General features: G+C 50.4%; 4 protein-coding genes, 17 tRNA genes and 3 rRNA genes. All 24 read right to left on the bottom strand.

Annotated elements, in window-relative coordinates; genetic code table 11:
* Positions 1 to 40: 40 nt before the first annotated feature.
* Complete coding sequence (gene iolD / locus NSQ20_RS01475) at positions 41 to 1906, bottom strand: 3D-(3,5/4)-trihydroxycyclohexane-1,2-dione acylhydrolase (decyclizing) (RefSeq protein WP_340031670.1); 1866 nt, start codon at positions 1904 to 1906, stop codon at positions 41 to 43.
* A gap of 395 nt (positions 1907 to 2301) precedes the next feature.
* A tRNA-Gly gene (locus tag NSQ20_RS01470) sits at positions 2302 to 2372 on the bottom strand.
* 10 nt (positions 2373 to 2382) lie between these two features.
* A tRNA-Pro gene (locus NSQ20_RS01465) sits at positions 2383 to 2456 on the bottom strand.
* 7 nt (positions 2457 to 2463) lie between these two features.
* Positions 2464 to 2542, bottom strand: a tRNA-Leu gene (locus NSQ20_RS01460).
* Between the two features lie 17 nt (positions 2543 to 2559).
* Positions 2560 to 2636, bottom strand: a tRNA-Arg gene (locus NSQ20_RS01455).
* A gap of 7 nt (positions 2637 to 2643) precedes the next feature.
* Positions 2644 to 2718, bottom strand: a tRNA-Gly gene (locus NSQ20_RS01450).
* 10 nt (positions 2719 to 2728) lie between these two features.
* Positions 2729 to 2809 (bottom strand) — tRNA-Leu (locus tag NSQ20_RS01445).
* 6 nt (positions 2810 to 2815) lie between these two features.
* Positions 2816 to 2891 (bottom strand) — tRNA-Lys (locus NSQ20_RS01440).
* A gap of 10 nt (positions 2892 to 2901) precedes the next feature.
* Positions 2902 to 2987: transfer RNA gene (locus NSQ20_RS01435), tRNA-Tyr, on the bottom strand.
* A gap of 9 nt (positions 2988 to 2996) precedes the next feature.
* A tRNA-Thr gene (locus tag NSQ20_RS01430) sits at positions 2997 to 3072 on the bottom strand.
* Positions 3073 to 3092: 20 nt separating this feature from the next.
* Positions 3093 to 3168 (bottom strand) — tRNA-Phe (locus NSQ20_RS01425).
* Between the two features lie 17 nt (positions 3169 to 3185).
* Positions 3186 to 3263: transfer RNA gene (locus NSQ20_RS01420), tRNA-Asp, on the bottom strand.
* 27 nt (positions 3264 to 3290) lie between these two features.
* Positions 3291 to 3364: transfer RNA gene (locus NSQ20_RS01415), tRNA-Met, on the bottom strand.
* 17 nt (positions 3365 to 3381) lie between these two features.
* Positions 3382 to 3457: transfer RNA gene (locus tag NSQ20_RS01410), tRNA-Val, on the bottom strand.
* 6 nt (positions 3458 to 3463) lie between these two features.
* A tRNA-Glu gene (locus NSQ20_RS01405) sits at positions 3464 to 3535 on the bottom strand.
* 4 nt (positions 3536 to 3539) lie between these two features.
* Positions 3540 to 3615: transfer RNA gene (locus NSQ20_RS01400), tRNA-Asn, on the bottom strand.
* 1 nt (position 3616) lies between these two features.
* A tRNA-Ala gene (locus tag NSQ20_RS01395) sits at positions 3617 to 3692 on the bottom strand.
* A gap of 34 nt (positions 3693 to 3726) precedes the next feature.
* A tRNA-Ile gene (locus NSQ20_RS01390) sits at positions 3727 to 3800 on the bottom strand.
* 38 nt (positions 3801 to 3838) lie between these two features.
* Positions 3839 to 3955, bottom strand: a 5S ribosomal RNA gene (rrf, locus tag NSQ20_RS01385).
* Between the two features lie 78 nt (positions 3956 to 4033).
* Positions 4034 to 6959: ribosomal RNA gene (locus NSQ20_RS01380) — 23S ribosomal RNA — on the bottom strand.
* Positions 6960 to 7270: 311 nt separating this feature from the next.
* Positions 7271 to 8823 (bottom strand): 16S ribosomal RNA (locus NSQ20_RS01375).
* Together the 16S, 23S and 5S rRNA genes with 17 tRNA genes alongside form the textbook arrangement of a ribosomal RNA operon.
* A 631-nt stretch (positions 8824 to 9454) precedes the next feature.
* Complete coding sequence (locus NSQ20_RS01370) at positions 9455 to 10000, bottom strand: GNAT family N-acetyltransferase (RefSeq protein ID WP_340031669.1); 546 nt, start codon at positions 9998 to 10000, stop codon at positions 9455 to 9457.
* 51 nt (positions 10001 to 10051) lie between these two features.
* On the bottom strand, positions 10052 to 11656 hold the full coding sequence (locus tag NSQ20_RS01365) for a response regulator (RefSeq protein ID WP_036674640.1): 1605 nt from the start codon (positions 11654 to 11656) through the stop codon (positions 10052 to 10054).
* Positions 11653 to 13521 carry a histidine kinase gene (locus NSQ20_RS01360; protein WP_340031668.1) on the bottom strand — a complete coding sequence of 623 codons (1869 nt, stop codon included), beginning with the start codon at positions 13519 to 13521 and terminating at the stop codon, positions 11653 to 11655. Before NSQ20_RS01360 ends, NSQ20_RS01365 begins: the two co-directional genes overlap by 4 nt.
* Positions 13522 to 13532 lie beyond the last annotated feature (11 nt).

Genomic DNA, 13532 nt, shown 5'->3' with positions numbered 1-13532 from the left:
CTTTGTCGTTCAACATTGTGGTTCACTATATTAAACCGGATTAAATCGGTCTTGCTTTGGCACGGTTGGCTTGCATGGTGTGATGAGCATGAACTACCTTTTCTTCGGCAGATACCTCAGGTACACCCACATTCCACCATGACTCGTATCCACCTGCGTTGGTTCCAGGCACGACCGGAATCTCAATCAACGTACTCACTGTTTCGTTCTTCGCATCTCGGAGTGCTTGTTCCAGCTGTTCTGCTGTCTCCGCTCTATAGGATTTGGCTCCCATGCTTCGGGCGTGTGCAGCAAAGTCCATTGGCATGTAATCCCCGGTCAGTCGTCCACTCTCGGATTCCCGATAACGGAACTCATTGCCGAACCCGTCACTACCATGTTCCCGCTGCAAATTATGAATACATTGGAATCCATTGTTGTTGAATAATAAAATAGTCATCTTCTTCTGTTCCTGCAAACTGGTCACAAACTCCGAATGCAGCATCAGATAACTACCATCCCCTACCATGGCGTACACTTCACGATCCGGCTCGGCAAGTGCTGCTCCGAACGCTCCACTTACCTCGTACCCCATACAGGAGAACCCATACTCCATGTGATACGTCTTTGGTTCAGCCGCACGCCACAGACGATGTAGATCACCCGGCAGACTGCCTGCCGCACACACTATGACGGAAGATGGATCAATGGTCCGGTTAACGATGCCAACTGCTGTAGTCTGTGCCAGCCCTGCTTCATGTTGAGCTGCATACAGCTGATCCACTTCTGCATTCCACTCAGCGCGGAGATCAGCGATTTCGGATGCACCATATGCACTTCGGTATTGTCTTTCCTGCAATTCCTTTTGCAAAGCCTGCAATCCTTCGCGTGCATCTGCCAGAATGGCTTCCCCGCCTAACTTAGCGGCATCCATGCCGTTCAGGTTAATGTTGATGAATGAAGCTTCTGGATGCTGAAAAGCAGAGCGGGACGCCGTCGTGAAATCCGAGAACCGTGTACCGACGCCGATCACAACGTCTGCTTCTCTCGCCAGCCTATTGGCTGCCAGAGAGCCGGTAACCCCGATGGCCCCCACATTTAGTGGGTGGTCCCAAGAAACTGCGCTCTTGCCCGCCTGCGTCTCGGCGATCGGAATACCAAATGCCTCGGCGAATTCCACGAGCTGGACGGACGCCTCAGAATACAACACACCGCCGCCTGCAACGAGCAGCGGCTTTCTGCCTCGGGCAATCTGCTCCGTTGCCCGTTCAATGGCTGCCTGTACTGGGGGGCGACGATCCAGATAATGTACTTTGCGGGCAAAGAACGATTCTGGATAATCGTATGCCTCTGCCTGCACATCCTGCGGCAGTGCGAGCGTTACTGCTCCTGTCTCTGCTGGATCGGTTAGCACACGCATCGCCTGTGTAACAGCAATCATCAGCTGTTCGGGGCGAACAATGCGATCCCAGTACTTGCTGACGGCTTTGAATGGATCAGTGGCTGAGATTGTATAATCACTGCTCACTTCCAACTGCTGAAGTACCGGGTCCGGTTCCCGTGTAGCAAAGTTGTCTCCAGGAAGCAATAAAACCGGAATTCGGTTCACTGTTGCAGTAGCTGCCGCCGTAATCATATTCAAAGCACCAGGTCCAATGGATGTAGTACATGCATAGATCTGTCTACGGTTCTTCTGCTTGGCATAAGCCGCTGCCGTATGCACCATGCCTTGTTCGTTCTTGCCTTGCATATACGTCAGGCTTCCCGGACTGCGCTCCAGCGCTTCTCCAATGCCTGTTACATTGCCATGTCCAAAAATACCGATGATTCCCTTCACAAACTTGGTTTCCACCCCGTCAACCGAGATATATTGCTGATCCAGGTATCGAAGCAGTGCCTGAGCCATCGTTAGTCGAATTGTTTTCATGAGTTTGATCGCCGTCCTTTCCTTTACGGGTTAAGCGCTTAATCTACGTTAAGTTTAAGCGCCTTACCCCTAAAGGTTAAGCGCTTAATTGATATGGTATTACAGGTTAATGATTTACGCAAGCTATTTTTGTAAGCGTTTTTATAAATTGTGATAAAGAAAAGATATTCTTGTGTTCGAACATGTGTTAGACCTTCTCTATTTGAACACTTCCACAATGACTAAGGACAGACTTAAAAGAGAGGGGAATATATCGTGAGGATGGGATACATGTTGGTACATGCTAATCAGCTATATAATCCATGATCTTCGTATACAATCATGGTCAATATGCCTGTGAATGCAGAAAAAAAGAAAGAGACGGTGAGTACCGTCTCTTTCTTTTTCAATATATAAGCGGGTGATGGGAATCGAACCCACGCTATTAGCTTGGAAGGCTAAAGTTCTACCATTGAACTACACCCGCATAACAACAATCGGGATGACACGATTTGAACATGCGACCCCCTGGTCCCAAACCAGGTGCTCTACCAAGCTGAGCTACATCCCGTTATATATACCGGCGAGAGGACTCGAACCTCCACGGTTTCCCACTCGATTTTGAGTCGAGCGCGTCTGCCATTCCGCCACGCCGGCAAAATATGAAGTTATAATGGCGCGCCCTGAGAGATTCGAACTCCCGGCCTTTTGATTCGTAGTCAAACGCTCTATCCAGCTGAGCTAAGGGCGCAAAATATTGGAGCGGAAGACGGGAATCGAACCCGCGACCCTCGCCTTGGCAAGGCGATGCTCTACCGCTGAGCCACTTCCGCAAATAAAGGATGCGCGTGGAGGGACTTGAACCCCCACGTCAAAGACGCTAGATCCTAAGTCTAGTGCGTCTGCCAATTCCGCCACACGCGCATATAATGGTGAGTCATGAAGGGCTCGAACCTTCGACACCCTGATTAAAAGTCAGGTGCTCTACCAACTGAGCTAATGACTCATAGAAAAACTGGTGGAGGATGATGGATTCGAACCACCGAACCCGTACGGGAGCAGATTTACAGTCTGATGCGTTTGGCCGCTTCGCTAATCCTCCAGGATTACATGGTGCCGGCGAGAGGACTTGAACCCCCAACCTACTGATTACAAGTCAGTTGCTCTACCAGTTGAGCTACACCGGCGTATTACATGGTGTTATAAATGGTGGCTCGGGACGGAATCGAACCGCCGACACGAGGATTTTCAGTCCTCTGCTCTACCGACTGAGCTACCGAGCCTTACTAGAATAAAAAAATGGCGGAACCGACGGGATTCGAACCCGCGATCTCCTGCGTGACAGGCAGGCATGTTAGGCCAACTACACCACGGTTCCAGATCACTTTCTCAAAGGAAAGTATAATTGCGGGGGCAGGATTTGAACCTGCGGCCTTCGGGTTATGAGCCCGACGAGCTACCGGGCTGCTCCACCCCGCGTCGTTATAAAGTTTATATGGTGGAGGCTGAGGGGATCGAACCCCCGACCCTCTGCTTGTAAGGCAGATGCTCTCCCAGCTGAGCTAAGCCTCCATAATATGACCCGTAGGGGATTCGAACCCCTGTTACCTCCGTGAAAGGGAGGTGTCTTAACCCCTTGACCAACGGGCCTTACTGGCTCCCCGAACAGGGCTCGAACCTGTGACAACTCGATTAACAGTCGAGTGCTCTACCAACTGAGCTATCAGGGAATGGTGGAGCCAAGCGGGATCGAACCGCTGACCTCCTGCTTGCAAGGCAGGCGCTCTCCCAGCTGAGCTATGGCCCCATACTCTGGTGTATTTCTTGTTGTGGTCTTGCTATGGGCCCTGGTGGACTCGAACCACCGGCCTCACCCTTATCAGAGGTGCGCTCTAACCAACTGAGCTAAGGGCCCTTATCAATTTTCGAAAAAAAATACCCCAATGGGGTTTCGCTTGGCGGCGTCCTACTCTCCCAGGACCCTGCGGTCCAAGTACCATCGGCGCTAGAGGGCTTAACGGTCGTGTTCGGGATGGGTACGTGTGGAACCCCTCCGCCATCGCCACCAAACGCGTAGCTTAGCTTACATTCAGAGATCGTTCTCTGAAAACTAGATTCGAAACGAAATACGCGATTTAGAACTTGCTATTGGATAAGCCCTCGACCGATTAGTACTGGTCAGCTCCATGCATTGCTGCACTTCCACCCCCAGCCTATCTACCTCGTCGTCTTCAAGGGGTCTTACATACTGGGAAATCTCATCTTGAGGGGGGCTTCACGCTTAGATGCTTTCAGCGTTTATCCCGTCCGTACATAGCTACCCAGCGGTGCTCCTGGCGGAACAACTGGTACACCAGCGGTACGTCCATCCCGGTCCTCTCGTACTAAGGACAGCTCCTCTCAAATTTCCTACGCCCACGACAGATAGGGACCGAACTGTCTCACGACGTTCTGAACCCAGCTCGCGTACCGCTTTAATGGGCGAACAGCCCAACCCTTGGGACCTACTTCAGCCCCAGGATGCGATGAGCCGACATCGAGGTGCCAAACCTCCCCGTCGATGTGGACTCTTGGGGGAGATAAGCCTGTTATCCCCAGGGTAGCTTTTATCCGTTGAGCGATGGCCCTTCCATGCGGTACCACCGGATCACTAAGCCCGACTTTCGTCCCTGCTCGACTTGTAGGTCTCGCAGTCAAGCTCCCTTATGCCTTTGCACTCTTCGAATGATTTCCAACCATTCTGAGGGAACCTTTGGGCGCCTCCGTTACTCTTTAGGAGGCGACCGCCCCAGTCAAACTGCCCACCTGACACTGTCCCCGCACCGGATTACGGTACCAGGTTAGAACCTAGATACGATCAGGGTGGTATCCCAACGTTGCCTCCATGCAAGCTGGCGCTCACACTTCAAAGGCTCCCACCTATCCTGTACAGATCGTACCCAAATTCAATATCAAGCTGCAGTAAAGCTCCATGGGGTCTTTCCGTCTTGTCGCGGGTAACCTGCATCTTCACAGGTATTAAAATTTCACCGGATCTCTCGTTGAGACAGCGCCCAAGTCGTTACGCCATTCGTGCGGGTCAGAATTTACCTGACAAGGAATTTCGCTACCTTAGGACCGTTATAGTTACGGCCGCCGTTTACTGGGGCTTCGGTTCACAGCTTCGGATTGCTCCTAACCACTCCCCTTAACCTTCCAGCACCGGGCAGGCGTCAGCCCGTATACTTCGCCTTACGGCTTCGCACAGACCTGTGTTTTTGCTAAACAGTCGCTTGGGCCTTTTCACTGCGGCCCCCTCGTGCTATTCACACTACCGGGGCACCCCTTCTCCCGAAGTTACGGGGTCATTTTGCCGAGTTCCTTAACGAGAGTTCTTCCGCGCGCCTTAGAATACTCTTCTCGCCTACCTGTGTCGGTTTGCGGTACGGGCACCATCACCTGGCTAGAGGCTTTTCTTGGCAGTGTGAGATCATGACCTTCGCTACTATAATTTTCGCTCCCCATCACAGCTCAGCCTTACAATGTGCGGATTTGCCTACACATCAGCCTTACTGCTTAGACGGACATCCATCAGTCCGCGTCACTACCCTACTGCGTCCCCCCATTGCTCATAACGGCTTACGGTGGTACAGGAATTTCGACCTGTTGTCCTTCGACTACGCCTTTCGGCCTCGCCTTAGGTCCCGACTTACCCTGAGCGGACGAGCCTTCCTCAGGAACCCTTAGGCTTTCGGCGGATCAGATTCTCACTGATCTTTTCGTTACTCATACCGGCATTCTCACTTGTATAATGTCCAGCGCTCCTTACGGTACACCTTCAACCCTTATACAACGCTCCCCTACCCCTGATGCAAAGCATCAAGCCATAGCTTCGGTGGTGTGTTTAGCCCCGTTACATTTTCGGCGCAGAGTCACTCGACCAGTGAGCTATTACGCACTCTTTCAATGGTGGCTGCTTCTAAGCCAACATCCTGGTTGTCTGTGCAACTCCACATCCTTTCCCACTTAACACACACTTGGGGACCTTAGCTGATGGTCTGGGCTGTTTCCCTTTTGACAATGGATCTTAGCACTCACTGTCTGACTCCCGGAAGTAAGTCTATGGCATTCGGAGTTTGACTGAGCTTGGTAACCCTTGCGGGCCCCGCACCCAATCAGTGCTCTACCTCCACGACTCTGTTTTCCGAGGCTAGCCCTAAAGCTATTTCGGGGAGAACCAGCTATCTCCGAGTTCGATTGGAATTTCTCCGCTACCCCCACCTCATCCCCGCATTTTTCAACATGCGTGGGTTCGGGCCTCCAGTGCGTGTTACCGCACCTTCACCCTGGACAGGGGTAGATCACCCGGTTTCGGGTCTACGTCCACGTACTAAGTCGCCCTATTCAGACTCGCTTTCGCTGCGGCTCCGGCTCTTCACCTTAACCTTGCACGGGAACGTAACTCGCCGGTTCATTCTACAAAAGGCACGCCATCACCCCTAAAACGGGCTCTGACTTTTTGTAAGCACACGGTTTCAGGTTCTATTTCACTCCCCTTCCGGGGTGCTTTTCACCTTTCCCTCACGGTACTGCTTCACTATCGGTCGCTAGGAAGTATTTAGCCTTGGCAGATGGTCCTGCCGGATTCATACGGGGTTTCACGTGCCCCGCACTACTCGGGATCCGTCTCGGAGGGAACCAACTTTCAACTACAGGGCTTTTACCTTCTTTGGCGGGCCTTTCCAGACCTCTTCGCTTAACCGGTTCCTTTGTAACTCCATGTGAGACGTCCCACAACCCCAAAGAGCAAGCTCTCTGGTTTGGGCTTCTCCGCGTTCGCTCGCCGCTACTGACGGAATCACTATTGTTTTCTCTTCCTCAGGGTACTTAGATGTTTCAGTTCCCCTGGTATGCCTCTACACAACCTATGTATTCAGTTGTGAGTAACTGGAAATTACCCCAGCTGGGTTTCCCCATTCGGACACCCCCGGATCAAAGCTTGCTTACAGCTCCCCGAGGCAGTTTCGTTGTTCGCCACGTCCTTCATCGGCTCCTAGCGCCTAGGCATCCTCCGTGTGCTCTTAGTAGCTTAACCATTTTGTTCCGGTTTCGGTCGCTCGCTTCCCTTGTTTTGCTTGCGCAAAGCCAAAAGTCGCTCTCACCCGATACCATCACAAAAGCAATTTGACTACCGTTTTTATTGAAACTTGTTTAACACAAGTTCAGCTAAAAAGGAATGTTCTAATTCGCGTTTGTTTCGTTTCGATATCTAGTTTTCAAAGAACAAGCTCCATGCAAAAGCAAGCTGTTTGAGAGTTTGAGCTCTCAAAACCGAACAACGAGTGAGTGTTTTGCAGCTAAGCTGCGTATTTGAATGTTTCCGTTGCAGGAAACGATTCTCCATAGAAAGGAGGTGATCCAGCCGCACCTTCCGATACGGCTACCTTGTTACGACTTCACCCCAATCATCTATCCCACCTTCGGCGGCTGGCTCCTTGCGGTTACCCCACCGACTTCGGGTGTTATAAACTCTCGTGGTGTGACGGGCGGTGTGTACAAGACCCGGGAACGTATTCACCGCGGCATGCTGATCCGCGATTACTAGCAATTCCGACTTCATGCAGGCGAGTTGCAGCCTGCAATCCGAACTGAGACCGGCTTTGTTGGGATTGGCTCCATCTCGCGATTTCGCAGCCCGTTGTACCGGCCATTGTAGTACGTGTGTAGCCCAGGTCATAAGGGGCATGATGATTTGACGTCATCCCCACCTTCCTCCGGTTTGTCACCGGCAGTCTATCTAGAGTGCCCACCCGAAGTGCTGGCAACTAAATATAAGGGTTGCGCTCGTTGCGGGACTTAACCCAACATCTCACGACACGAGCTGACGACAACCATGCACCACCTGTCTTGAATGTTCCGAAGAAAAGGTACATCTCTGCACCGGTCATTCAGATGTCAAGACCTGGTAAGGTTCTTCGCGTTGCTTCGAATTAAACCACATACTCCACTGCTTGTGCGGGTCCCCGTCAATTCCTTTGAGTTTCAGTCTTGCGACCGTACTCCCCAGGCGGAGTGCTTAATGTGTTAACTTCGGCACCAAGGGTATCGAAACCCCTAACACCTAGCACTCATCGTTTACGGCGTGGACTACCAGGGTATCTAATCCTGTTTGCTCCCCACGCTTTCGCGCCTCAGCGTCAGTTACAGCCCAGAGAGTCGCCTTCGCCACTGGTGTTCCTCCACATATCTACGCATTTCACCGCTACACGTGGAATTCCACTCTCCTCTTCTGCACTCAAGTCACCCAGTTTCCAGTGCGATCCGGGGTTGAGCCCCGGGATTAAACACCAGACTTAAATGACCGCCTGCGCGCGCTTTACGCCCAATAATTCCGGACAACGCTTGCCCCCTACGTATTACCGCGGCTGCTGGCACGTAGTTAGCCGGGGCTTTCTTCTCAGGTACCGTCACCTTGAGAGCAGTTACTCTCCCAAGCGTTCTTCCCTGGCAACAGAGCTTTACGATCCGAAAACCTTCATCACTCACGCGGCATTGCTCCGTCAGGCTTTCGCCCATTGCGGAAGATTCCCTACTGCTGCCTCCCGTAGGAGTCTGGGCCGTGTCTCAGTCCCAGTGTGGCCGATCACCCTCTCAGGTCGGCTACGCATCGTCGCCTTGGTGAGCCGTTACCTCACCAACTAGCTAATGCGCCGCAGGCCCATCCCCAAGTGACAGATTGCTCCGTCTTTCCAGTTTCCTTCAGGCGAAGAAAACAATTATTCGGTATTAGCTACCGTTTCCGGTAGTTGTCCCAAACTTGAGGGCAGGTTGCCTACGTGTTACTCACCCGTCCGCCGCTAACCATCCGAGAAGCAAGCTTCTCTTCAAGTCCGCTCGACTTGCATGTATTAGGCATGCCGCCAGCGTTCGTCCTGAGCCAGGATCAAACTCTCCAATAAAGTATTGAAAAGAGCGATAAGCTCATTTTGAATCTGACGAGATTAAAAATCTCATTTGTGCTCCAGTCGATTCAAACCAAGGCTTGTCTCAAACTTTCGCATTCATTCTGCAAGCAGAATGTTTACTCACTCGTTGTTCAGTTTTCAAAGATCAAACTTGTTTTCGTTACCGAGCATTGTTCTCCTCAGCAACTTTTATATCATAACACTTCCGAACCAACTTAGCAAGCTCTTTTTTTCAAGTTTCTTTCGAAGCTTATTTCATTCGCTTACCGCACCGTGTAAACCGTGTTTTCTTGGCCGGAATTAGAATATATCATATACACAACACAATTGCTACTTGTAAAATATCCCATATGAAAACTGATTATATATTCGATTCAATCTCTTCATAATCTCTTTTTCCAATGGCAATATCCTCTTACTATATCCTATATACACTCACCGGTCTAATCTATCTCATATAGGTTGTGAACAGACCCATTCAACATCATTACATTCGTTCTATAAAACAAGAAACATAATACCTCTACTCAATAACGCTGCTATCTGTTATGTGGATTTCGAATCTAATAACTGAACTCCATAAGCTGTGGGCTTATATAGATTGTGATTTTCACTTTTTATACTATTAGTCTCTGAACCTGCCCATCACTATCGTGTCGTGATACTGTCCATCCGTGTGTCGCCGATCCTTTTTCAAAATACCTTCGATCTCGAAGCCACTCTTTTGGTATAACTCGATTGCCTTTTCATTGGATGCCAGCACGTTCAACGTCATCTTCTCTACACCAGTCCGGTCTGCCCATTCTATCGACCTCTCCAGCAAGTTCTTGCCAATCCCATGCCCCCAGAACTCTCGGGCCACACACACGCCGAACTCAACTTTATGGCAAAAGCGCTTCAGCACTGTACCTTCACATCGGGAGTATCCCACAATCTCACCCTCTACTACAGCAACAAGGAACAGATTCCGTGACTTCTCAGTGTCCAAATGGATGATTCGCCTAAACCCGGCTGCGTCGATATACGCCTCGCCCTCTTCACGATCCATGTTCTCGGTCTCCCCATCGATTTGTACACGTAGTGAAGACAAGGCCTCAGCATCCTTTTCCTCTGCCGATCTAATGGAGTAACATAAGCCTTTAATGTAATATTCCTGCTGATCGATCATCATAAGAACCATACCTCCTCTTCCACTTTATTTAATTACTATACCTGTATCGCTCTACCCCACCTCAGACGGACTCTTGCCCGTAAGCATTTTGAACACCTGGCTAAAATACGTTGCATTACGGAACCCCGTCATCTCGCTCACCTCATATACCATGTAATGTCCCGACTGCAACAGTTCCAACGCCCTCTGAATCCGGTACCCGTTCAAATAACTCACGAAATTCTCACCGGTCACCCTTTTGAACAGTTGACTCAGATACTTCGGATGTACAAACAGCCCCTTGGCGATCGCTTCAAAACTAATCTCTTCGGCGTAATGAAGCTCTACATACTGTTTCACCTGCTCGATAAGTTTATTGCTTTTCTTCTCGCTCATCTCCTTACGTATCTGTTCCAGCCAGTCGCAGATAATACGATCCATCCACTTTACCAGATCATGCAAAGCATATTTCGATTGAATTTCACGCAAAAAATCACTCATCGCCAGCGGCGGCGTTGACATAGGATGAAGTCGGTTCCAGCTATGCATCAACGTGTCGAACAGACTGACGGCCACAACCTGTACATCCTGTATCCCAACACATTTCCCCTCTTTCAGCAAAAGGCAAATATGATGCCATACCTCTTCCGCCAGGTCAGGTCGAATATCCGCCCAAGCCTCGTTCCATTGACGAAGCAATAATGAATAATCGGTCACACTTGGTTCTGTTTCCTCTGATGTTTCATAGTGGTAGATACGACTTCCACCTTGAAACTCTGCTTTTTCCACCGCTTCCCTGCTCTCGAGATAGGAATCTATCACCTCACATGGGTGACTCTTGGATCTTCCGATTCCAGCACTCACTTCAATTTTCAGATACGTAAAGATCTGATCGATCATCCTCTCCACGAATGGCAGGCATTCTTCCAGATGATCTTTATCTCCTAATAGAAGCAACACAAATACCTGATCCGAATAATCAACAATCTCTACCTGACCATTCATGCGCGCCGCTTGCTCCTTCACCGTTTCCTGAATAATATCGGCCGCCCCATAGCGGAGAAGCTGCCAATCCCGTTCTTTCATTCGTGTCAAAAATACGGGGCGATTCAGTTGCAGGCTAATGGCGCGTGTCTGGGAGGACATATGAATGCCTATATAGTCCATGCGTTCTTTGGGAAGCTCGTCTGCCCGATATCGCGTAGTCAGCAGTTCGTGAAGAAATTGTTTGCGCAAATACGGAAGTACCCGTCCGACCTCCTGCTTGTACGTCTGCTCCAGTCGCTCATGCCGCTCTCGCACATCTTGTTCCAGTAACACCTCACGCAGCACAGACTCAATCTCCTCAACCTCTGCCGGCTTCAGCAAAAAGTGATTCACCCCCCAGCGCATGGCTGCCCGGGCGTTCTCGAATTCGTCATATCCACTAAGAATGATGATCGGCAAGTGGGGATGATCACGTCGCAACGTCTGTGTGATCTCAAGCCCGGTCATCCCCGGTAGATATACGTCAGTCATAACGACATCTGGATGCATGCGGTGAAACAGCTCCAGCGCATCCAAGCCATTGGAAGCAGTGCCTGCAATGCTGAGGCCCATAGAAGGCCAATCGATATGATCTGTTAATGCCTTTACAATATGAGGATCGTCATCAACAAGCATAATGGTCTTCATCATTTTTCACCGTCCAGCCATAGATTTAATTGCTCGTCGGTCTCAATACGCGGCAGCGTAATGGTCACTTCCACTCCACCTGACTCTCTATCGCTCAGTTGAACACCATACCTCTTCCCACAATAAAGCTGAATGCGCTGATGTACATTCCGTACGCCGATGCCACACGTCTCTTCGAGTTTCCACCCCTCCGGCAAACCCCGCCCATTATCCGTGATACGAATGACGATATCCTCATGCGGGCCAACCTCTTCGTGCATATGCACCTGAATTCGAAGTGTGCCTTCTTCAGGGTGCCCGTGCATAACGGCATTTTCGATAAAGGGCTGCAAAATGATCTTGGGAATGTAACAACCGCGAATATGCGGATCGATCTGCTCCTGATATTGAATGGAGAACGGTAGCCGCTCTGACTGGATGTTAACGTAGCAACGGGCATGTTCCAACTCATCACGAACCCGTATAAACAGTCTCCCTCCACTCAGTCCGATCCGTAACAGCTTACTTAGTTGTACAATCATGCGACTGATATCCTTGGCTTCGTAATCAAGTGCGCGCCAGTGGATCATGTCGAGGGTATTGTATAAAAAATGGGGTTTGATCTGGGCCTCAAGCAAGCCCGTCTGGGCTTCACGCTTGGCCCGGCTCTCATCCTTCACCTGTTCCATCAGCGTCGTGAGCTGTGAAGCCATGTGATTAAATCCATAAGCCAAATGGGCATATTCCTCCGTAAACGAAAGTTGGACCCGGGTATCGAAGTCCCCTTTCTCCAGTTGTCTCATTCGTCTGATTAATTGTCGCAAAGGTCGGATGATCTGCCTTACAAACAGGTACGCCAGCACAGCCGAGCATAATAGTCCCAGCACGGCGATGCCAAGGATCTGCCAGCCTGCTTGTCTGAGCGGAGATAACAGTGTATATACCGGAATAGTCTGTACGAGGCGCCACTGAAGCATGGCTGGCCTGGAGTACAGCACCAATTGAGCACCTCCAGGTTGGCCGGAAACTACTTCGTACCCGTCTGCACCATGCTGGACATGTTCCTGAATCCATGCACTATCTATAATAGAAGAAGATGAATTTACAGCTTCCCCCGTTTCCTGTACTGTACTCGCTTCATTTCTTCGATCCACTCGTTCATTCTCCCCTGTTGGATCAACTCTCCCCATCTGCATTACGACATTACCAGCCGTATCTACCAACAGGACTTTTCCATCAAGCACCATGGGTACATCAGCAAACCTGCGTACGATGTCGGCTCTACTCAGTCGAATGAGCACATAGGCAACCGTCCCGCCACGACTGTCGAAAATCCGTTGGGCGTATCCGACCAGGGATTGGCCAGATTCGTTCTCACGCAGCGGAACCCAAGCCGCATCAGCCTTTTCCAGCGTAGCAAACCAAGAGTCGTGTGCGATGGTGTCCACCGGAAATATGCGATCAGCCATAGTCACTGTCACTTCATTGAAGACATCCGTATACAGTTCGATGGAAGTGATGCCTTCACTCACGACCATGGTATGATCCAGAATTCGAGAGACCTCTCTCCGCTGGTGAATCTGTGCAAGCCTGCCCGTATCAGCCGTTTCGAGCAGACTGGACAGTTCCCGATTGCTTGCCAAAGCATAGGAAGTTCCGGTTACCCCTGTGATGAAATCAAATCCCCGACGTGTGCTTTCGTTCAGAAGAGCCAGGCGTGCTTTGCTAATCTCGGCAAAGGTGACTGCTGAGAAAGACTGATATGCCAGCCAGACCACAACCGAGACGAGCAGGAGGTTAAACGCAATAAAGCAAGTCACCATCAATGTGGAGAGCTTGCTTTGTTGCAGCTTTTGATTAATAAATGAAGACCATCTTCCTTTCCTCATGGAAAAATCAA

Origin of the sequence: Paenibacillus sp. FSL K6-1122, from assembly GCF_037977015.1 — a bacterium.
In the GTDB taxonomy this organism is placed as follows: Bacteria; Bacillota; Bacilli; order Paenibacillales; family Paenibacillaceae; genus Paenibacillus; species Paenibacillus amylolyticus.
Note: the sequence above shows the minus strand (reverse complement) of the source record. Positions and strands in the feature narration are given on the sequence as shown.